This is a genomic window from Pseudofrankia coriaricola (assembly GCF_032027725.1).
In the GTDB taxonomy this organism is placed as follows: Bacteria; Actinomycetota; Actinomycetes; order Frankiales; family Frankiaceae; genus Pseudofrankia.
On sequence record NZ_JASNFO010000072.1, the window covers coordinates 82162 to 103657 of the forward strand.

Annotated in this window: 16 protein-coding genes and 1 pseudogene; 11 read left to right on the forward strand and 6 right to left on the reverse strand. The window is 72.2% G+C overall.

The features are described from left to right. Positions 1-507 precede the first annotated feature (507 nt). Positions 508-1272: pseudogene (locus tag QOZ89_RS32320) on the forward strand (flavin-containing monooxygenase); the annotation flags it as partial. 753 nt (positions 1273-2025) lie between these two features. On the opposite strand, the gene QOZ89_RS32325 reads toward QOZ89_RS32320, so the two are convergent. Beyond that, positions 2026-2427 carry a hypothetical protein gene (locus tag QOZ89_RS32325; protein WP_397428883.1) on the reverse strand — a complete coding sequence of 134 codons (402 nt, stop codon included), beginning with the start codon at positions 2425-2427 and terminating at the stop codon, positions 2026-2028. 303 nt (positions 2428-2730) lie between these two features. After that, positions 2731-2940, reverse strand: a complete 210-nt coding sequence (locus QOZ89_RS32330; protein WP_312627445.1) for a hypothetical protein — start codon at positions 2938-2940, stop codon at positions 2731-2733. Between the two features lie 732 nt (positions 2941-3672). On the opposite strand from QOZ89_RS32330, the gene QOZ89_RS32335 reads away from it, so the two are divergent. The 7 genes from QOZ89_RS32335 (at position 3673) to QOZ89_RS32365 (ending at position 13826) form a co-directional block, all read left to right on the forward strand. After that, positions 3673-3843, forward strand: a complete 171-nt coding sequence (locus QOZ89_RS32335; RefSeq protein ID WP_198543124.1) for a hypothetical protein — start codon at positions 3673-3675, stop codon at positions 3841-3843. Between the two features lie 747 nt (positions 3844-4590). Beyond that, on the forward strand, positions 4591-7398 hold the full coding sequence (locus QOZ89_RS32340; RefSeq protein ID WP_312627447.1) for a GMC oxidoreductase: 2808 nt from the start codon (positions 4591-4593) through the stop codon (positions 7396-7398). Between the two features lie 93 nt (positions 7399-7491). Next, entirely contained in the window at positions 7492-8028 is a 537-nt protein-coding gene (locus QOZ89_RS32345; RefSeq protein WP_071047370.1) for a DUF1697 domain-containing protein, read from the forward strand. Between the two features lie 98 nt (positions 8029-8126). Further along, on the forward strand, positions 8127-9071 hold the full coding sequence (locus QOZ89_RS32350; protein ID WP_083418251.1) for a ribokinase: 945 nt from the start codon (positions 8127-8129) through the stop codon (positions 9069-9071). 191 nt (positions 9072-9262) lie between these two features. Continuing rightward, positions 9263-10105, forward strand: coding sequence for a polysaccharide deacetylase family protein (locus tag QOZ89_RS32355; protein ID WP_241841557.1), 843 nt, complete (start codon positions 9263-9265; stop codon positions 10103-10105). Positions 10106-10346: 241 nt separating this feature from the next. Beyond that, complete coding sequence (locus QOZ89_RS32360) at positions 10347-12752, forward strand: DEAD/DEAH box helicase (RefSeq protein WP_071047369.1); 2406 nt, start codon at positions 10347-10349, stop codon at positions 12750-12752. A 42-nt stretch (positions 12753-12794) separates the two neighbouring features. Next, positions 12795-13826 (forward strand): amidohydrolase family protein, encoded by a 1032-nt coding sequence (locus QOZ89_RS32365; protein WP_071047368.1) that lies wholly within the window; start codon positions 12795-12797, stop codon positions 13824-13826. A 202-nt stretch (positions 13827-14028) separates the two neighbouring features. Here the strand turns inward: QOZ89_RS32365 and QOZ89_RS32370 are convergent, their stop codons facing one another. Continuing rightward, complete coding sequence (locus QOZ89_RS32370; protein WP_071047367.1) at positions 14029-14751, reverse strand: Mut7-C RNAse domain-containing protein; 723 nt, start codon at positions 14749-14751, stop codon at positions 14029-14031. Positions 14752-14955: 204 nt separating this feature from the next. Here QOZ89_RS32370 and QOZ89_RS32375 point away from each other — a divergent pair, with 204 nt between their 5' ends. Further along, a complete protein-coding gene (locus tag QOZ89_RS32375) occupies positions 14956-15129 on the forward strand; it encodes a hypothetical protein (protein ID WP_157910443.1) in 174 nt (57 codons plus the stop codon). A gap of 209 nt (positions 15130-15338) precedes the next feature. Here the strand turns inward: QOZ89_RS32375 and QOZ89_RS32380 are convergent, their stop codons facing one another. The 3 genes from QOZ89_RS32380 to QOZ89_RS32390 all read right to left on the reverse strand — a co-directional run bounded on the left by QOZ89_RS32380 (position 15339) and on the right by QOZ89_RS32390 (position 18127). Beyond that, positions 15339-16691, reverse strand: a complete 1353-nt coding sequence (locus QOZ89_RS32380) for a glycosyltransferase (RefSeq protein ID WP_312627454.1) — start codon at positions 16689-16691, stop codon at positions 15339-15341. A gap of 228 nt (positions 16692-16919) precedes the next feature. Continuing rightward, a complete protein-coding gene (locus tag QOZ89_RS32385) occupies positions 16920-17714 on the reverse strand; it encodes an alpha/beta fold hydrolase (RefSeq protein ID WP_071047365.1) in 795 nt (264 codons plus the stop codon). A 29-nt stretch (positions 17715-17743) separates the two neighbouring features. After that, complete coding sequence (locus QOZ89_RS32390; RefSeq protein ID WP_071047364.1) at positions 17744-18127, reverse strand: VOC family protein; 384 nt, start codon at positions 18125-18127, stop codon at positions 17744-17746. Between the two features lie 56 nt (positions 18128-18183). Here QOZ89_RS32390 and QOZ89_RS32395 point away from each other — a divergent pair, with 56 nt between their 5' ends. Both QOZ89_RS32395 and QOZ89_RS32400 read left to right on the forward strand, forming a co-directional pair. After that, a complete protein-coding gene (locus QOZ89_RS32395; protein ID WP_071047363.1) occupies positions 18184-18825 on the forward strand; it encodes a TetR/AcrR family transcriptional regulator in 642 nt (213 codons plus the stop codon). Positions 18826-20275: 1450 nt separating this feature from the next. Then, positions 20276-21454 (forward strand): ISAs1 family transposase, encoded by a 1179-nt coding sequence (locus QOZ89_RS32400; RefSeq protein WP_312623925.1) that lies wholly within the window; start codon positions 20276-20278, stop codon positions 21452-21454. The last annotated feature ends 42 nt before the right edge of the window (positions 21455-21496 follow it).

Consider the following 21496-nt stretch of genomic DNA (forward strand, 5'->3'; position numbering starts at 1 on the left):
CGCTGGGCGCCCTCCCCGCGTGGTTCCGGGTCCTGGCATATGGCGGTGGTAGAGCTGGGACCGGGCTGGCGAGGTGGCTGGGTTGGTATTGCGCCGATGCGCCGTCACCAGCTGTGGCTGGGCTGGACATCCGAGCCCATGGGATGTCTGTCGGCCGGCGGGCCTGATCGATGACGCCGGGTACGACGGCGCCGGTGCGCGAGCGTGTGGCGTCGGCGAGCGAGCCTGCCGCGACAGCGAGCGAGCGTCCTCGCGACGACGCGCGAGCGTATGAAAAACAATCGCTGAACATGCCGCCGACAACGAGGCTGCCCGGTTGAAGCGGGCAGAATCGGGGCGACGGGCGCCGGTCCAAGCCTCGAAGGCCTGGTCAGCGGGCTCGCCGCCCGACCTGGCGGTGTTGCCCGCGGCCGGGGGATCGGTGGCGACGCCGTTGTCCTCGGGGCCGGCGGCTTCGCCCACCGGGGTGGCCCGTATCTTGGGGATGGGCTGGCGATGGGAGTGATCATGGCGGCCAGGCTGCCAGGCGAGCACATCGACGTTCTGATCATCGGCGCCGGGCTGTCCGGCATCGGCATCGCCGCCCACCTGCTGTCCAGCCAGCCCGGCCGCCGTGTCGCCCTGCTGGAGGCTCGCGGCACGCTCGGCGGGACGTGGGACCTCTTCCGCTACCCCGGCATCCGGTCCGACTCGGACATGAACTCCCTCAGCTACGGTTTCCGGCCTTGGACGGGCGAGAAGTCGATCGTGGACGGGCCTTCGATCCTGCGCTACCTGGTCGAGACCGCGCGGGCCCACCGGGTCGACGAACTGGTCAGGTACGGCCATCGGGCGGTCGCGGCCAGCTGGTCGAGCGCGCGGGCCAGCTGGACCGTCGATGTCGAGCTCACCGCGGACGCCTCGCCGGGCGTACCGGCCGCCCCAGCCGCCCCCGCCGCGGCCGGCGCGGCCGGCGCGCGGCACCCGGACGGGCCGGACGGCCTGGGCAGCCCTGACGATTCGGGCGACGCCGGGCCACGGCACGTTCGGCTGACCTGTGACGTCCTCGTCGGCGCCACCGGCTACTACCGCTACGACCGGGGCCATGAGCCGGACTTTCCCGGCCGCGCGGCGTTCCCCGGCCGGGTGGTGCACCCCCAGCACTGGCCGGACGACCTGGACCACACCGGTCAGCGGGTGGTGGTGATCGGCAGCGGCGCCACGGCGATGACGCTCGCACCCGCGCTCGCCGAGCGGGCCGCGCACGTCACGATGCTGCAGCGCTCGCCGACGTATGTCGCCTCATTGCCCGCCGTCGACCCGCTGATGAGCGGCCTGCGGCGCGTGCTGCCGGGCCGGTGGGCCGCCTGGCTGGTCCGCTGGCGCAACATCCTGCGCAACCAGCTCATATACCGGCTCAGCCGGAGCCGCCCCGAGATGGTGCGGCGGGAGCTGCTGGCCGGGGTCGCCAGGGCGCTGCCGGACGGCTACGACGTAGCCACTCACTTCACCCCGAGCTACGGCCCGTGGGACCAGCGGCTCTGCGTCGCGCCGGACGGCGACCTGTTCCGGGCGATCTCGGCCGGGAACGTCGAGGTCGTCACCGACCATGTCGACACCTTCACCGAGCGGGGCATCCAGCTGAGGTCCGGCCGGGAGCTCGCCGCCGATGTCATCGTCACCGCGACGGGCCTGCGGCTGCGGATGTTCGACGGGATCGCGCTGACCGTCGACGGCGAGACGGTGCGCGTGCCGCGGCAGCGGGTCTACAAGGGCATGATGCTCGAGGGCGTCCCCAACTTCGTCTTCGCCTTCGGCTATATCAACGCGTCCTGGACGTTGAAGGTCGACCTGGTGGCCGAGCACCTCGGCCGGCTGCTGCGCCACCTCGACCGGCGCGGCTACCGCATCTTCGTCCCAGGCCGCCCCGCCGCGCCGGCCGGAGCCGGTGCCGGGCCGGACGGCGCGAGCCTGGCCGACGGCGCCGCGCGCGCGGCGAACGGCGCGATCCCGGCCGGCTCCGTCGACGGGGCGGCCAGCGGGTCGTCACTGCTCGGCCTGACCGCCGGCTACGTGCTCCGCGACGCGGGAGAGCTGCCTCGCCAGGGCGACCGCCCACCATGGCGAACCCGGATGAGCTACCTGGCGGACGTCCGCGCGCTCCGGTTCGGCCGGGTCACCGGCCCCGACCTGCGCTTTCTCTCCCCGGCCGAGACGGCGCCCGAAGCGGTCACCGGACAGCCGGCCCGAGCCGACGTGCGTCCGGTGGTGCCGGAGCCCCGTGCGGGCACGAGCAGCTCGCCACGCGGCGGCGTCCGGGCGCAGGTCCCGGAACAGGCACGCCCGGGTGAGGCTCGCCAAGAGCCGGCCGTCGTGGCTGTGGATCGTCCCGGTGCGGACGCCGCGACCGTTGGCGGCCGCGTGCGGGGTGACATCCACCATGAGCACCCGGTCGTCGAGGCGCGCCGGGCGGTGGAACCAGACGGCGTGGTCCAGGCCCGCACAGGAATGGGCCTGCCCCTCGTGCCAGGCGGCGAGGCAGCCCGAGACATCTGACAGGCCCCTCGCTCAGCGTGGATGCGCCTGGTGGCGCCGCCGCGATCGCCGGCGCCTGGGCGGCCCAGCGTGCAGGGGGCTGGGCGAGGTCGGCCGGACCGGACCGGCGCCGGCCGGACCGGTGCCAGCCGGACCGGTCCGGCCGGATCGGCGCCGACCCCGGGGTGGTCGGCTTCGGCCGCTGTTGGTCCGAGCTCACACCCCGTCGGAAACGCGCCGGGTCGGGCGGTGCCAGCGACTCGCCCGGTCCGCGGGTCCGCGGGGCGCGGGCAGCCAGCCGGCGGCGAGCCGATGCGCGCCGTGCCGGGACAGCTCAGGGGCGTCGTCGGCGGCACTGATGCTCAGCAGATCCTTGTCGTTGGCGGCGGCGATCACCTCGGCCGCCCACCGCAGCTGGTCGCGCACCTGGCCTCCTGTCGGATCGACGCCGCGTCGCCGCGGACCACCGGCTCCGGCTCCTGGTTCAATCCTGTCTACGAACATCTACGACACTGTAAATCTCACCTCCGTGTCGAGCTGGTTACGTTTTGTTGTCCTCCCATGGGCCCTCGGTGGCTCCAGGCTGCCCGCTGTGGTCATCGGCGCGCCGCGCGGCACCTGGCCGGGAGCCGGACGAGGGGCGGCCGGCGGTGCGCCCGCCGTGTCCGAGGTCACGGCACGGGGCTGGCCGCGGCGGCGGCCGGTTCAGGCTCCCGCGCCAGCTCGGCGAGTGACTGGTCATAGCTGGCGGATCCCACGGTCGAGGGTCATTGGCGGGGCGGGTCAGAATCTCCGGTGAGGCTCGGCGGCGGCCTGCCGGCGCGGAGCGGCGAGAGGATCGCGGCGCCGCCGGGCGCTTTATAGGCCTGCCACCTGCGCGAACAACCTATTGGCATGGCCGGGCGGCAGCCGGCCAGAGAATCGATGCCAGTCAGCCGCTTTGTCTCCTGTGACCGGTGCCACTCATTCCTTGGCGTCGGTAAGAAAGAAGTGAATGTGGCCCGGACCACTCGCCGGCCGCCGGTGCCAATTGGCTTGTCTGGTATGCGTCAGAGGTCACTCCCGGCCGTCCTCGAAAAGCCCAGAAATATGGTTCACAATGGATTTGCGGCCGCCGGGGAAATGCGGTCGCGGTCACACCTGCCCCAGGAGAACGACATGAGCAACGACACCTCCACCATCACGCGTCTGCGGTCGCAGGCCGCCGCCCGCCGGGTCGCCCGCCGCCAGCGCCGGGCCCTCGAGACCTACCTCGCCCAGGACGCCCTCTCGCCGAACGCTCGCCACGAGCTCGAGGTCATCCTCGTCCGCCAGGGCTCGTCCCTGTAGGACCTCGGCGTCATCCGCGCTGCCGGGCCGCCGCATATGGCGGCGGCAGGGGGGCGCGGTGGCCGGGGGCGCGGGGCCGGGCGTTTCAGCCGGCTCGTATTCGGCGCCTTCCCGAATACCGGCGGTATCCACTTTCGGGCGGCTGGCAACGAGGCCCGCCGGATACCGGGCCGAGTGACCCACGACACGGGCGGGCGCGCGAGACCGGCCAACCAGGTGCCGGGCAACCGGGCACCAAAGAGACAGACCCCGAGTTACCCGCGACACATCCGCGACGCCGCCCGTCCACGGGCGTTGCGCGAGAAATGCATGACGGCCGTCACGAGCGGCCAGTACCTTTCGGAGCCGACCGGGACTTCCCGGCCGGCTCCGGGTGTTTCTGGGCCGTAGCGGCCAGCCCCGCCGACATCGATGAAAGTCTGGCGCGCACGATACGGGCCTTCCTGCGACTCGCGGGCTCATGGCGGTCCCGCGCCGCCGGCACGCCATGCTGGCCGTGCGCGGCTGGCCGTGCGCGTATCCATGCGTCCCAGCGTCACGCTCTGTCGCCAGCTTGACCATCCTGGGACGGGCGGCGCCGGAGCGCCGTCGTGGGCGCCCGCTCCTCGAACCCGCCGATGTCAGCGTGGCCCGGAAGCGGACGCGACCAGTCAGTACCTCCCCTTCTTCGACAGATGGCAATCGGGCGACTACCGTGCGTGCCGAATTGATGGTGACCGATTGTCGCAGCGAAGGGTCCGAGGGCGTATGGTCCGCAAGTCCGCGCCAGAGCAGGTCGAGACGGTCGTCGTCGGGTCGGGCTTCGGTGGATCGGTCACCGCGTTCCGGCTCGCCGAGGCCGGCCGTGATGTGCTGGTGCTCGAACGAGGCCGGGCCTACCCGCCGGGCGCCTTCCCGCGTACGCCGCGCGAGGTGGCCCGCGAGTACTGGAACCCCGGCGAGGGCAGGCACGGCCTGTTCGACATCTGGTCGCTGGGCGGGTTCGACGCGGTGGTGTCGTCGGGGCTCGGCGGCGGCTCGCTGGTCTTCGCGAACGCGCTGATGCGCGCCGACGAACGCTGGTTCGTGCAACCCGACGCGCGGGCGAGCCGCGGGGGGGCCGCGACCGGCGGTCGCGCTGGCGCCGAAGCCGCGAGCCGGACCCGCGGCGCCGGCGGGTCGGCGGGCGCAGGCTCGCGCCGCCGGGCGGCCGCCGGTCGGCCGTGGCCGATCAGCCGCGCTGACCTCGAACCGCACTACGACGCGGTGGAGAAGATGCTCGGCGCGGCGCCATTCCCGGCCGGGCGCCCCGGTTACGAGGCCACCGAGCGGACCACCGCGCTGCGCGCCGCGGCCGAGCGGATGGGGCTGGAATGGCGGCAGCCGGCGCTCGCGGTCAGCTTCGCCGCCCTCGGCGTCACCGCGCCTGGGCTCGCGCTCCCCGAAGCCCCTTACGGCAACGTGCACGGCCGCGCCCGCGCGACCTGCCAGCTCGCCGGCGACTGCGTCCTCGGCTGCAACCACGGTGCCAAGAACAGCCTGGACCACACCTACCTGTCGGCGGCGGCCTACCACGGCGCGGAGATCCGCACGCGTTGTGAGGTGTTGGCGATCGCGCCGGACGACGGCGGCGGCTGGGTCGTCACCTACGCCGAGCACCACGGCGCCGTCGACGGCACGTCGCGTGACCTGGCCATGCTGCCGGCGCGCACGGTGCGCTGCGCGCGGGTCGTGTTGGCCGCGGGCGCGCTCGGTTCCACCTACCTGTTGCTACGCAGCCGGGCCGCGCTGCCGGGGCTCAGCCCGATGCTCGGGCACGGCTTCAGCGGCAACGGCGACGCGCTCGGGCTGGTGGCTGGCGCCCGCCGCGAGGATGGCTCTCTCTGGCCGCTGGGCGCCGCCCCGACGGTCACCTCGGCCGTGGCGGTGCCGGACGGGCCCGACGGCGAGCCCGGCTTCCACATCCAGGACGCCGGCGTACCCACGTTCGTATCCTGGCTACTGGCGGGCCACCGGGCCGCCGCCGGCCGAGGTGGCGGTGGCGGTGGCCTGCGGGGCAGCCTGGTCCATCCACTGCGGCTCGCCCGAGACTGGGCCGCCGAGCGGCTGCGCGGTGGACCGGACGACCTGCGCGGACAGCTGTCCCGGCTCGCCGAGGCCGGCGCGGACGGGGAAGCCGTCCTGCCCCTGCTCGCCATGGGCCGGCCCGCGGCCGACGGAGTGCTGCGGCTGGACGGCGACCGGCTCGGCCTCGAACGCGCGGGCGCGGACCGGGATGTGGACGCCGAGCGGATGCGCGCGGCGATGGCGCGGCTGGCCGACGGCCTCGGCGGCCGGCTCGAGTCGCACCCGCTGGCCACGCCGCGCCGTCGGGTCACCGCGCACCCGCTCGGCGGTGCCCCGATGGGAGACAACCCGCGCGACGGCGTCGTCGACGGGCTTGGCCAGGTCTTCGATCACCCCGGCCTGTACGTCCTGGACGGCGCCGCGCTGCCCGGGCCGCTTGGCGTGGGCCCAGCGTTGACGATCGCGGCGTTCGCCGATCTCGCGGTCCAGCGCATGCTGGACGGGAGCCGCGGCCGGGCCGGCGGGGTGCCCCGTCCTCGCGTGGCGGCGAGCGGCGACGCCGCGGCCCGAGGCACGCTCACCCATGGCGCCGCCGCGGCGAGCGCCGCCCGGAAGAGCGCGGCTGGGAAGAGTGCGACCGGGACGGGAACGGCCAGGACGAAGAGCGCCGCGGGGACTGGCTCGGCCGCGACGAGGGCCACGGGAGCGAGCACAACCCAGACCAGCGCGGCTAGGACCGGCGCGGCCAGGGCACGAGGCGCCACGGCCGGCACGTCGGCGGCTGGAGCCGGCCGGTCCGGAAATGCGACGTCGGCCGAGATTCCGTCGCCCAGGTCGGATGCGACGCCGGCGGCCGCGGCGCGCGGGAAGGCGCGCCAGCCGCCGGCACTCCGGACGCCGGTGGCCGCCAGGGCCGCCGCGGCCGCGGCGGTTCCCGCGACCGCCGCCGTAACCACGGCAAGTTCGGCCCCGGCGGCCGCCGCGCGCCAGGACACCGAACGAGCCGCCGCCGTCAAGGCGAGTGACGCGGCGAGTGCCGCCAAGGGAAGCGGTGCTACTGACACCGTCAAGGGGAGTGGGGCAACCGGCGCGGCGAGTGCCGTCAAGGGGAGTCGCGCGGCCAGCGCCGCCAAGGGGACCAGTGCCACCAAGGGGAACGGTGTGACTGGCGCCGTCAAGGGGACTGGGGTTGCTGGCGCCGCCAAAGTGACCAGGGCGGCCGGCGTGACCAAGGCAACGAAGGCGACCACAGCGACCAAGGCGGCCGGAGTGACCAAGGCGGCGAGCGCGACCGGTGCGGCCCCGGGGGCTGCGCGGAACAGTTCGGGCGCGGCGCGGGGCGTCACCCCGGCGCCGGGCGGTGCCGCGGTGGGCGAGGCGGGTTCGGCGTCGGCTGGCACCGGCTCGAGGCGGTCCGCGGGCCCGGGAAGCCCTGCCGGCCCGGCCAGCGCGGGCGAGCCCACCGGCCGGGCCGCCGGGGCGGCTTCGGCGGCTGCGCCTCGGCGCTAGGGGGTCCGCGCGGATTCTGTCGGATCGGTGAACTAGCCGAGAGCGGGTGCCTCGTGCTCGTAGAGTGCCGCGTGGGGGGCCGGAAGGAGGCTGGTGACCACCTACGCGGCGCTGCTGCGCGGGATCAATGTTGGCGGCGTCAAGGTCGGCATGGCTGACCTGCACGCCATCTTCTCCGGACTCGGGTATGCGGGGATCTCGACCTATCTGCGGACCGGCAACGTGCTGTTCGGCACCGAGGCACCCCGGTCGGCGCTAGCGGCGGACATCGAGGCCCGCATCGACCGGGAGATCGGCGTGCGCACCACGGTCCTGCTGCGCAACCGGGACGAACTTGCCGCGTTGGCCGCCGGCAACCCGTTCCTTGACCGTGAGCCGGACCCCACCAAACTGCACGTCACGTTCCTGGCGGACCAGCCTGACAAGGCCCGCGTCGCCGGGCTCGCCGCGCTCACGGCCGAGGGCGAGGACGTCGCCGTCGTCGGGCGGGAGGTCTACCTGCACTGCCCGCACGGCTACGGGCGCACCAAGCTCAACAACACCGCGATCGAGCGCCGGCTCGCGGTCACGGCCACCACCCGCAACTGGCGCACGGTCACGGCGCTGCACGACCTCGCCACCGCGGCCTGATCACGCCGTGCCCGACCCCGGCCGCGTGGGCCGGACGGGCTGGGCTCATGTGAAGGCCACCGCATGTGCCCGGCCAGGCAGGCGGGCGAGGATGAGGCGTGGCTGAGCGCGGGCGGGTCGTCGTCATTGGTTCCATCAACATGGACGTGGTGGTGACGGTGCCTCGGCTGCCGGCGCCCGGCGAGACACTCGCCGGCGGCTCGGTGCACCAGGTGCCCGGCGGCAAAGGCGCCAACCAGGCCGTGGCCGCCCGCCGGCTCGGCGCCCCGACGGTGCTCGTCGGCGCGGTCGGCGCCGACGGCTTCGGGACCGTGCTATCCGGCTTCCTCGACGCCGAACGCATCGACACCGCGTGGGTCCGGACCGAGCGCGGCCCATCGGGCACCGCGCTGATCACGGTCGCCGACGATGGCGAGAACACCGTCATCGTGGTCGCCGGCGCCAACGCGGCTGTGAGCCCGACGAGAGTGACCGACGCGGCGATCCGCCCGAGTGACGTCGTGCTGCTGCAGGGCGAGATCCCGGCCGAGACCAACGAGTCGGCGGCGCGCGCCGCCCGCGCCGCCGGCGCGACGACGATTCTCAATCTGGCGCCGTTTCGCGTGCCGAGCCGGGAGCTGCTCGCCGCCGTGGACGTTCTGGTCGTCAACGAGACCGAGTTCGCCCAGTTGGTGGGCATCGGAACGGGCGTGGGCGGCGCCGCGCGGGGGGTCGAGGAACTGCTGCGCTCCGGCGACCGGCTGGCCGCTCCGGACGGCACGCCGCTCGGCGACGTGGTGGTGACCCTGGGAGCGGACGGCGCGCTGGCGCGGATCGGCGGCGAGGTGCTTGCCGTGCCCGGCCGGCGGGTGCCGGTGGTCGACACCACCGGCGCGGGCGACTGCTTCTGCGGGGCGCTCGGCGCGTCGCTGGCCGCGGGAGTGGCCCCGGCGGAGGCCCTCGAACGGGCGAACGCGGCCGCCGGCCTCGCGGTCGGCCGGTTCGGGGCCGGCCCGTCCATGCCCACCGAGGCCGAGGTCGCCGACGCGCCCAGCGCTGTCTGACCTCGCCGCGCCGCCGGCAGCCATCGCCGTCCGCCGGCCTGGGCGGTTGATCCTCGCCGCGCTCGTCGCCGCCCCGTGCGGCAAGGGCGACTGCCGTGTCGCTTTGGGCGCGCCGGGTGGTGAGATGAGGGGCTATTCGCGATAGCCATGGCACAGTGCGATACATGGTGGCCGATTCGGTGACCGACCCGATGACTGCGTCTCGCGAGGCGGTGACCATCGCGGGCGGGCCGCGCGGCCCGGCGCGGCGGGCGCTCGTCGGCGTCCTGGGGCTGCCGGTCGGCGCGGTGGTTTCCTGGCCGGCCGTGGCGGGCGCCGCCGTGGTGGCGGGACTGGGCTACGGGCTGCCCGCGGTGACGGCGCTGCGCGGGGTCCGTGGCCGGCTCACCCCCGCCCTTGCCGGGTTCGGCGCCGCCGACCATGTGGCGCTGACCTTCGACGACGGGCCGGACCCGCGTTCCACGCCCCATTTCCTCGAGGTCCTCGAGGAGCTCGAGATCCGCGCGACCTTCTTCGTCCTCGGCGACGCGGTCAGCCGCGCGCCGGGGCTCGTCGTCGACATGGCCGCCGCCGGGCACGAGCTGGCCATCCACGGCTGGGACCGCAAGCCGATGCTGCTGCGTGGCCCGCTGTCCACCTACGACCAGCTTGCCCGCACCCACGAGCTGGTCGCCGCGGCGACCGGCCGCCCGCCCCGGTTCGTCCGGCCGCCCCACGGCATCCTGTCGGCCGCGGTGCTCGCCGCCGCCCGCCGCCTCGAGCTGACCCCGGTGCTCTGGACGGCGCGTGGACGTGACTGGGAGGCGGGCGCCACGCCGCTGTCCGTCCTGGCCGCCGTCGGGCCCGACCTGCGCGGCGGCGCCACGATCCTGCTGCACGACAGCGACCGCGGTGGCGTACCTGGCGCGTGGCGCAGCGCGCTGGGCGCCCTGCCTGAGCTCGCCTGCCGGTGCGCGGACGCGGCCCTGCGCCTCGGCCCGCTCGCCGAGCACGGCCTGCCCGGCCACCCGCCGCAGGCACGGGTCCCGCGATAGCTCAGGTCTCTGGGTAGAGCGAATACGACGGGAAGTTGTACCGGGTGTTCCGGGACCTGAGCGGATCGCAGATCATGAGCCCCGGAAGATCCCCGCGCGTGCGGGGACGACGGGAGACCCATGTCTGAGTCTGCCTCACCCCTGGGAAGATCCCCGCGCGTGCGGGGACGACCGCGAGCACCCATCGCGGACCGGCGTACTCACGTTGGAAGATCCCCGCGCGTGCGGGGACGACTAGTTTGTGACTGTGGCGGAGCTTCCACCGGAGGTCGAGGCTGAGCTGGCGCGGTTGCGGGCCGAGAATACTCGCCTACTGCGCTTGCTGAAGCTCACCCCGCAGCAGGCGGCCCCGCCCGGCCCCACGCAGGCGGCCTTCTTCGAAGCACCTCCAGGGCTGGTGAACAACGGCTCCCCGCCCGCGGCGAAGGTGGCGTTTTTCGGGGCACTGTTCGCCGCCCGCACGGACGTGTACGCGGTCCGGTTCGACAACCGCCGCACTGGCAAGTCGGGCTGGGTCCCGGCGGTGCGCGGAGGATGGCGCAAGGGCGTCCGACACGAGGACCGCGACTACCTTCCGCTTACCGCCGACGTTCTGGCCGCCCATCTGAAAGGCGAGATGCACGTCGGCGTGTACCCGCTGCTGGACGGTGACCGCTGCTGGTGGCTGGCCGCCGACTTCGACGGGCCCGAGGCGATGTTCGACGCGCTGATGTACATCAAGGCCGGCCGCGCCCTCCAGGTCCCTGTCGCCTTGGAGGTGTCCCGGTCGGGTACGGGCGCGCACGCGTGGGTGTTCTTCACCTCGCCGGTCCCCGCCGAGACGGCCCGCCGCCTGGGTAGCGGACTGTTGCGGGAGGCGATGGCGCTACGCGGCCGGCTGAGCCTGGCCAGCTACGACCGGCTGTTCCCGTCACAGGACATGCTCCCGACAGGGGGCATGGGAAACCTGATCGCTGCGCCGCTGTTCAAACCTGCCCGACAGAACGGCGCAACCGTCTTCCTGGACCTGGCCATCCTGGAGCCGCATGCCGACCAGTGGGCCTACCTGTCCACGCTCGGCCGGATGACCCCGCAGGAACTCAGACGTGCCGTCGACCGCGTCGGACGGGTCGCCGTGGCCGCCGAGGCCACCACGCTCGCTTCCCCCACCTCAACCGTGACCCGGCCCGCCGTCGCCGCTGTCCTCCACGCCCGGCTCGGAGCTGGCATCCGGGTCGAGCAGTCGGAGCTGACCCCGGGCCTGGCCGCGACGCTGCGGCACGCTGCCTCCATGCACAATCCGTTGTTCCAGGAACGGCAGCGAATGCGCGCTTCCACCTACGGCATCCCCCGGTTCCTGCACAGCTACGACGAGACCCTCGACGGCGGCCTGATCCTGCCGCGCGGCATGCTCCCCACCGTCGCTTCGCTCACCGAGCAGGCCGGCAGCCGGCTGGACGTCACCGACGAACGGGTCACTGGCATCGCACACGCATTTACCTGCACCGCCACACTCACCGCCGTACAACACGAAGCCCTCACGAAGCTGACCGAACACGACCTCGGCGTCCTGGTCGCGCCGCCGGGCTCCGGCAAGACCGTGATGGCCTGCGCGGTCATCGCCGCTCACCAGACACCGACCCTGGTCCTGGTGGACCGCAAGGCACTCGCGGACCAATGGCGGACCCGGATCGCCGAGTTCCTGGGGATCAAGGCAGGACAGCTCGGTGGCGGCCGCGCCAAACTGCGCGGGACCGTCGACATCCTTACTCTGCAAACCCTCGCCCGCCGCGAGGACATCGCCGAACTGACCGCTGGCTACGGCCTCGTCGTCGCTGACGAGTGCCACCACGTTCCGGCCGCAGCCTTCACCCACGCGGTCAAGCAAATCCCGGCCCGACGCTGGCTCGGCCTGACTGCCACCCCATACCGGCGTGACAAGCTCGACGACCTCATCACCCTGCACGTCGGCCCGGTCCGCCACACCATCACCGGCCCCCACGAGCCCGCCGATGGCATCCCCATGCTGCCCGGCAGCGCCCCCGACGGACGGCCAACACCTGTGCTGCATGTCCACCCCACCGGCTACCGCTACGCGGGCGACGCCGACCCGACCGCCCCGGGCGGGATGGCCGAGATCTACAAAGACCTGATCGCGAACAGCCAGCGCATCCGCCAAGTCACCGCGGATGTCGCCGCCGCCCTGGCTCAAGGCAGAAACTGCCTGGTCCTCACCACCTGGACCGCACATCTACAGAAAATCGCCGACGCGCTGCGCGACATGGGCCACGACCCTGTCGTGCTCCGCGGCGGCATGGGTGCCAAAGACAGGACGGCCGCGCTCGCTCGCCTGACGCCACAACCCGGCGGTCCGCCCCTGCTCGCCGTCGCCACCGGCCCCTACGCCGGCGAAGGATTCGACTGCCCCGCCCTGGACACCCTGTTCCTCGCCGCGCCCGTCTCCTACAAGGGACGCCTCGTCCAGTACACCGGCCGCATCCTGCGCCCCCACGACGGCAAGACCACCGCCGAAGTCCACGACTACCACGACGAACTGACCGCTGTACTCGCCGCATCACTCACCAAACGCGCCCCCGGCTACACCAGCCTCGGCTTCCCCGACCCAAGACGCCTCGCTCACACCCCCAGCGTGCACTTCCCAACCTGATTGATCGTCCTTGGAACGATCATTGCCTCACCGGGGTAAGGCATGATGTTCGCCGTCCCGAAGCTTTCGGTTCTCCCTTTCATCGCTCGCCGAGTAACTGCTCCGACAGGCCCGAAATATTTCAACATCGACAAGAGCGTAGAGCCGGCCCGCCATTACACGGACGGCGCGGTCGGCGGAAAGAACGCGGTGTTCACCCGTCCCGGCTACGGCGACGGCGCCGCCCGCCTGGCCGACATGGACACCGACGGTGTCGACGCGGAGGTCGTCTACTCCGAGGTCAGCGCCTTCCGCTACATCGGGGACCTGAAGGAGGGCGCGGCCGAGGCGACCTACGCGTTCAACGAGGTGCTGCGCGACTACGCCAGCGCGGACCCGAAACGGCTGGTGATCTCCTACCAGATCCCCATCCACGACATCGAGGCCGCCGTCGCCGAGGTGCGTCGCGTCGCCGTGCTCGGCGCGAAGTCGCTGCAGCTGCCGGTGTTCCCCAACGAGTTCGGTCTGCCGGAATACCCCGACGACCGGTACGCGCCGCTGTTCCGCGCGATCGAGGACACCGGCCTGCCCGTGTGCTGCCACACCGGCCTCAACACGAACCTGGACGACCTGGTCCGGCGCGACCCGACGCCGCAGAAGGGCGTGATGGTGCCGCTCGCCGCCCTGTCCGCCTCCGAGGCGCTCGGGATGTGGATCATGGGTGGTGTCCTCGAGCGACACCCCGGCCTGCGCGTGGTGTTCGTCGAGCCCGGCCTCGGCTGGGTCGCCTGGTGGCTGTCGGCCGTGGACAACATGGTCAAGCGGCAGGGTTACGACTTCCCCGCCATCAACGGGCTGCCGAGCGAGTACTTCCACCGACAGGTCAGCCTGACGTTCATCGAGGAGGCGGACGCGGTCCACCTGCTGCGCCACCGCCTCGGGGTTGAGAACATCCTATGGTCGACGGACTACCCCCACCCGGTCACGAGCTGGCCGCGGTCCCGCGAGATTGTCGAGGAGCAAATGGCCGGCGTCCCCGCGCACGAGCGAGAACTGATGGTGGCGGGCAAGGCCGCCCGGGTGTGGAACCTCTGACACAGGCACGGCGCTACGGCGCGACGCGGTGTGCCTGACAGCGTGACGTACCTGGCTCGCGGGCCGCTGCCCACCCTCGCCGCAGCCCGGTAAGCCCACGGTGCCAGACCGGCGCCTTGGGCGCGGCAGCCTGACCAAGCTGGTCATCCAGCGGTGGGCTGGGGTTTCCGGGGGCGCGACGCGCGCGAGCGCCCGGTATCGGCTACCGGTGTCGACCCGTGCTGGCCGTGGCGATGAGCGCGTCGAGGCGGTGGGCGTGGGCGCCGCGCCAGTAGATCTGGCCGCAGGCGACGCAGCGGGTGAAGTGGGCCGCGGTGCGGCGGGTGCCGGGCTCGACCTTGTCGAGGACGGCTTCCCTCGGCACTGACCGCAGTTCGTCTCCGCAGGAGACGCAGCGGGTGAGTGGCGCCAGTGGCGGCGCGAATCGGTCAAGGACATCGTGTACCTGGTCGTCGGGCCGGTCGCCGCGGACATACGCGCCGCGCGGCAGGCTTCGCCGGAACAGCAGGCCCCGGTCCCGCGTCAGCAGCACCCGGCGTTCTCGGATCGCCTGGGCGACGAGTTCGTCATCGGCGGCGTCGTTACGGTAGGCCACGTCCAGGCCGAGTAGCCGCAGCCGACGGGCCAACGCGCCCAGGTGTACGTCGAGGACGAACCGTGGCTCGGCCAGCGGCTGGGGACGCGTCGGCGGCTCGACCCGCACGATCTCGTCCGGCCCGGGCCGGCTGGACTGGCCGAGGACCGCACCATCGGCCCGCCGCAGCGCTCCGACCTCGGTCAGCGGTACCCCGATCGACTGCACGACGTGCCCCAGCGTGGCGTCCGGATCCGGAGACAGCCCGCCGACCAGACCGCCTTTCCGCGCCCGTCGCCAGGACCCGTACAGCAGCGGCCGCAGTTCCTCGGCGACCTCCAGCACCACCACATCCGCTGCCTACCCACCTGGCACCACCCCGAGTCGGCCAGCCGGGACTCGTTCTTCGTGGAATGCGTTGGCGCTCTACTTTTCGGGTGCTACCGACGGCCGCCTTCCCGGCCGCGGTGCAGCTCACTCGGGGCTGTCCTGCGGTAGGTCGGCCTTGCTGGGCGTCCGAACTCGGAGGTGCTCGGAACCGGACGGAGGTCGGGCGTGCTCAGCAACGGAAAGACGCATCCGCCCTCAGCGAACCTCGACTTGCTGGCCGCGCTCCAGAAGCAGTACACCGAGATCATCGCGTCGCTTGACCGCGACGCCGCGATTCGCCGAGTGGTCACGACCGTTCCGCCCAGAGACGACATAGCGCGGCCCCTGGCCGGCCGATGACCTGGGCACCGCCGCCCAGCTGGGTTGGGTACCGCCGACGCCGGCCTACCTGGTCCGCTCTGCCCGGGCCACCCGCCGCGCCCGCAGGGCCGCGAAGGCGGCATGACCGCCGAGCCTCAGGCATCGCGCCTCGACCCGCCGGGTAGCCCCGGGCCCAAGGCCGGTCGAGGAACCGCTGCCGGAGGAGGGGGATGCCTGCCGAGCGACGCTCAGCCGGCGGCACCTACTCGGTGGTGCAGGCCGCCTTCGCCCTCGGCACCGGCCTGGGCCGTCCAGGGCCGCTCCAGCGCCGGCCCTCCGGCGAGCTGTTCGAGCAGCTCGGCCGCGCGGATCTCGCGTCCCGCCTTCGTGATCTCGGCCTGCATCCGGCGCGCGGCGGTGGCGTACCGGGAGTCGGCGAGTACCGCCGCGACGGCCGCGCGGATCTGGCCCAGCTCCGGGGTCTGTGTGCGCAGGTTCACCCCGACACCGGCCGCGGCCACCCGCGCGTTGACCTCGATCTTGTCCTCGGTCTTGCCTGCGCCGACGATCGGGACGCCGTGCGAGAGCGCGAGCTGCACACCGCCGTAGCCGCCGTTGGTGACGAACACGTCGACGTGCGGCAGCAGCCTGTCGAACGGTATGAACCGCTCCACCCGTGCATTCGCCGGCAGCGGCGCTAGCCCCGCCGGGTCGCCGCCTCCGGTGGCCGCGACGACGAGCACGTCCTCGCCCGCGAGCCCGGCCAGCGCGGGCCGGATCAGCTGGTCGGCGTCGGTCGCGACCGTCCCCTGGTTGACGAGCACGACCCGCCGCCCTGACAGCTCGGGCCACCAGGCCGGCGGCTGCCAGCCGGGGTCGACCGGCTGCCGCGGTGGTCCGACGAAGGCGACCTGGCTGGGCACGTCGGGGACGGCGTACTCGAAGCTTGGCGCGCTGAACTGCAGGTAGAGCTGGGTGGCCAGCGGATAGTCGAAGATCGCGGCGGACGACGCGGGCAGGCCGAGCATCCGCCGGGTCCGGTTGAGCTCGGCGGTTACCGGGCGAAGCAGCAGCCGTCGGATGGAGCTGGCCAGCGCCCGGTTGCGCAGCCGGCCGAGCGGGCCGCGGGCCGGCGCCAGACCCATGCCGAGGGGCGCGAGGTCCCTGTTGGTGAAGGGCAGCACGCTCACGCCGAACCCGGCCAGCGGCGGTCCGCCCAGCTCCCGCAGGAACACCCCGCCGATGAACCCGGTGTCGGCGATCACGGCATCAGCCGGCTCCTCCCGCAACAGTGCCCGCAGGTCCCGAACCTGGCTCGGCACCGGTCTCGAGAACCCCTGCACCATGTCGAACTGCAGCTTCTTCAGCCCGGACAGCTCCCGGCGCCGCGGGTAGCGCTGGTCGAGCCCGTCCAGGCTGTAGTCGAAGCCGGGATCGGTGATCGGGTGGAAACTCGCACCGACAGCGGTGATCTTGTCGGCGAAGGCGACGCCGGTGTACCAGCGCACGGTGTGGCCGCGTTCGATCAGGGCGCGGGCGATGGGTAGTGCGGGCAGGGTGTGGCCGACGGCGGGAACCGTGGCGAACAGGAATCGGGCCATGGCGGGTTCTCCTCAGGCAGGGCGACAGCGGCGGCCGGGCGGCGCGGCGGTGGGTGCGGTGGTGGGTGCGGTGGTGCTGGTCACGGCCGCGCGGGCATCGCGTGTTCACGGTCCTGGTTCTGGTCGACGCGTCGGGTGGTGCGCTGTCCCTCCCGCGGCGAGAGCAGCACGGGAGGGACGGCGCACCAGATCTGAGTCGAGGGAACGCGCGCCGCACGGTCGGAGCGGTTAGGGGGCAGGGGTCGGGGTGGGGAGGAGGGTGGCGAGGGCGGCAGGGGCGCGAAGGGGGAGCAGGTGGTTCTCGCCGGGGACGACGGTGGTGCGGGTGTCGGGCAACATCGTGGCGAGGTGGTCGATGAGGCGATGGGTGAAGGGTGGGCTCTCGCCGCCGGCGACGAGATGGACCGGCTGCTCGATCCGGCGCGCCAGCTCCTCGTCGAAGTGCCACGCGGCGAGCGCGGGCACCTCGCCGGCGAAGCAGTAGCCGCAGTCGCGTTCGGCGCGTTCCAGGCCGGCTCGGCCGAGGGCGGACTCGATCACGGACCGGTGCTCCGGTCCGCACACCGCCGCCAGGAAGGTGTCGAAGGCGGTGCGCAGGTCGCCCTGGGCGGCGGCGCCCATCGCCGCGCCCAGGGCAGGGCCGATCGCGGCGGCGACCGTCGCCCGGTCCCGCGGCGGCAGGAGCGGGTCGATCAGCGGCGGCTCGACCAGGACGAGCTCGCTGACCAGCTCCGGGTGGTCGAGCGCCAGCTGCAGCGCGACCACGCAGCCGGAGGAGTGCGCGAGCACCCGGGCCCGCCGGGTCCCGAGGCGGCGCAACAGATCCGCGCACTCGGCGGCGTGGTCGGCCACCGACAGCGGCTCGGCGGGTGCGGGGTCCGAGTACCCGGTGCGGGTGACGCGGATCCGGCGCAGGCCGGCGACGGCCGGCTCGCGCTCGAACGGGACGAACCAGTCGGCGAAGACTGCTGCGTGGATCAGGACGAGCGGCTCGCCGTCGCCGCCGGAGTCGGTGTGTCGCATGGAGATTCTCCTTCTCGGTCTGTGATCGGTCAGTTGGCGTAGAGACGGATTTCTATGCCGTCGGGGTCGTGGAGGCCGACGAGGACGGTGCCGCCGTGGTGGCCGGTGACGAGGCCGCCGTGCTCCTGGTCGATGGCGGCCAGGTGGTCGGCCCAGGCCTGGACGCCGTCCCGGGTCGGGACGCCGAGCGCGACGAGGTCGAAGCCGGCGAGGGCGGCGGCGCGCTCGGGGTCGTGCCGGAGCGCGATCTGGGTGGTGCCGTCTGGAGCCCCCAGGGCGACGCCACGGAGCTCGCCGTCCTCGGTGAACTCGATCGCCACCTCCAGTCCGAGCACCCGCAGGTACCACTCGCTGCTGGCGCGGACGTCGCTGACCGGGATCTTCACGTGGTGGATCGGTGCTAGGTCGGGCATGGCCCCTCCTTTGACTAGAGTCGACTCTAGCAATTCACTAGAGTAATCTCTAGCGAGTGAGTGGTCCCGTCAACGACAGGCCGAGTCGGGCCGAGAAGACCAGGCTGACCAGGCGGCGGATCGTCGCCGCGGCGGCGGACCTGTTCCTCGACCAGGGCTACGGCACGACGACGCTCGACCAGGTCGGGGCGCGCGCGGGCGTCGCCGTGCAGACCGTCTACTTCCACTTCGGGAACAAGGCGACGCTGCTCAAGGAAGCGCTCGATGTGGCCGCCGTCGGCGACGACGAGCCGGTCGCGCTCCTCGACCGGCCGTGGCTCGAGGAGCTGGCCGCCGAGCCCGACCCGGTCCGGGTGATCGAGCTCTGGACGAACGGCGGCCGCGAGATCATGGGGCGGGTGGCGCCGCTGCTCGCCGTCGTCCGCGGCACCGTCGGCGCCGATCCCGACCTCGCGGCGCAGTGGGACGTGAACGAGGGCCAGCGCCGCGCCGCGTTCCGCGCTCTCGCCGGCCTGCTCGCCGACCGCGCGGCGCTCCGCCCGGGGCTCACCGTCGAGGACGCCGCCGATCTCGCCTTCCTGATCACCAGCGCCGAGAACTACATCGTCGCCACGGGCACCCTCGGCTGGTCGCCGGAACGCTGGCGGAGCACCACGGCCACGCTGCTCGCCCGGGCGCTGCTCGGCGAAACGGCCTAGACGCGGAGGGGGGCGGGTGTCGCCGCGGTCGAGGTCGAGGGACTCGGGGGCGTGCGGCCGCTCCATGATCGGCTGCACGCCGGTGGACACCGCCGCGGGCGCGGAGAGCAAGACTTTTTGCCGGCCCGATACGACGCCCACCGAGGGCTCTGTTGCGTTGGTGGGGCGCAGCGGTCGGGCCAGCCGCTCAGGAATGATCGACTGGTGGGTCGTCCTGTCCGTCCCGTGGTTCTGGCTTCCGAGTTCGCCGGGTTCCGGTTCCCGGCAGAGGTGATCGTGCTGGCCAGCCTGCCGTGCCCACCCAAGCGTCGTGCCCAGTGGCTGGTGGCCGCACCGGATCACGACAGACACGCAGGCTTTCCGACCCCCCGGGGGTCGGAAAGCCTGCGAGCAGTCAGACGTCGGAACGGAACCCCGACGAAACACGGCCGAGAGTGAGGCCGACGCAGCGACATCCCTCGGCCGCTCTGGGGTGTCGCAACCTGTGGGGTGTCAGACATCCTCTAGGCGGTCCGAGCTGGTGGTGGCCGGTGGGTGGCGGTGAATGGTCCGGTCCAGGGGTGCTCTGTCAATCTCCGCGTCACCGTCATCTGGCTCCCGGGCGCAGTGAGGCCATGAAGATCGTCTATCGCGGATTTTCTCCGCGGGTTCGAGCCGGGTCGGTCGTTTGGGTTCATCCTTGACCTTCCCGGCGCCCGGGAACCCGGCAGACCGCGGGCCAGCGTGCCCTTGCGCGGCAGCGCCGCGTACCGCCTCTCGCTGGGACGCCTCGCCCCGCCACGGCCGCGCACACCACACGGCCGCGACTGCCAGCGGACAGCAAATTGCCACATTCCGCTTGCCGTCTGTTCATCCCACCGCGACCATACGGCCGTGGCTCCCATTCCCAGTTTGACCGCTATCGACGACCCGGTGCTGCGGGCCGTCACCGCGAATGACCTGCTCTGGAACGGTGCCCCCGGATCGAAGGATCTCCGGACGACGCGCGGTCAGGCGATCCTCCAGGCCATCGAGGCGGGTCGAACGCACCAGGAGATAGCGGACCATCTCCACGTCCGGCCCAGCGATCTGGCCTGGATGACCGAGGACCTTGAATCGTCATACCAGCCCAGGTAGGCCAAACGCCGCCCCCCGGCCCCAGGTCAGGGCTGCGCGAAGGTCGCCCAGAGTTATGATTGGCTACGTCACGTAGCTGCCTCGCGGAAGCATCCGGATGCGGTAGACGGGATAGCGCGCGTCAGTCCTATCCCCGCGCACTTCGATCGAGATTCGCCTCAGTAGATCGAGCCGGGCATGCCGTGTGCCGACCCGGGAAATCTGCTGGACCGCGATTGGCGAGCCTTGGCCGCCGAATTATCTGAAACCTGGCCTGTCGTTGTTACAGAAGTGGCCTCCTGTTCGGGATAATGAAAGTTCCACCAAACAGAACCCCTGACCAGAAGGCCACCGCATGCCATCATGCCAGACCGGCGCCGCTCTGTCGAGCGGCCATGACCAGGCCGGCGAGAACAAAGCCAGTCGACTTCTCGAGATGCTGCGTCAGGTGAAAGATTTCCGTGCGGCCCGCGGAAAGATGTACGACCTCCATTTCGTACTCGCTGTCGCGGTCGTCGCCACACTGGCTGGCGCCGCGAACTACCGCCAGATCGGCAGACGGTCAGGCGACCTTCCACAACGTCTGCTCGCACAGATCGGTGCACCCTACGACTACTTCCGCGCGGCATACGTGGCGCCGGGCGAGTCCACTATCCGGGAGGTCCTCACGAATGTCGACGCGGACCTGCTGGACCTCCTCGTCGGCGTCTGGCTGCACGAATGCGCGACACGTGACCACGACGGAGACCTGGTGATCTCGCTGGACGGCAAGGTCCTGCGCGGCGCCTGGACCACCGGGAACAAGCAGGTCAAGCTGTTCGCCGCCATGATCCACGGAGAAGGTGTCGTCGTCGCCCAGACCCAGGTCCCCGACGACACGAACGAGACCACCCAGGTCGAGAACCTGGTGAAGATCCTCAAACACAAGCGCGGACGAACCATCGCCACCGCCGATGCCGCCCACACCCAGTTCAGGACCGCCATCCTGCTCCACAAACGCGGTATCGACTACGTCCTAACCGTCAAAAGGAACCAGCCCACCCTCTACCGGCAGGTCTTCGAGCGCTGCCTGCCTCTTCTCCAGCAAACACCGGGCCACGACGAAGAGGAACGCTCACACGGGCGCATCAAGCGGTGGACCACCTGGACGACCACCGCCGAGGACATCCGCTTCCCGTTTGCTCGGACGATCGCCGTCATCCGCCGTGACGAATTCGACCTCGAAGGTAACCGTCTCACCAGGGAGTACGCCTTCATCATCACCAACCTGCGCGGGGGCCGCGCCGCCCCAGCCGCAATCCACACCCACGTTCGCCTGCACTGGGGAATAGAGAACCGCGTGCATTACATCCGCGACACCGCCTGGCAAGAGGACGCCTGCCGCGCTCACCTCGGCAACGGCCCACGAAACCTCGCCATCCTCCGCAATCTCGCTCTCGGCCTCCTTCGGCTCCACGGCGTCAAAAAAGTCAAGGAAGCACTCGAACACATCGCCGCAGACCGCAACCGGGCACTCCAATTCCTAGCCACCTAGAGTGACCGACCGCCACCCTCGGCGATCTTCGCGCAGCCCTGG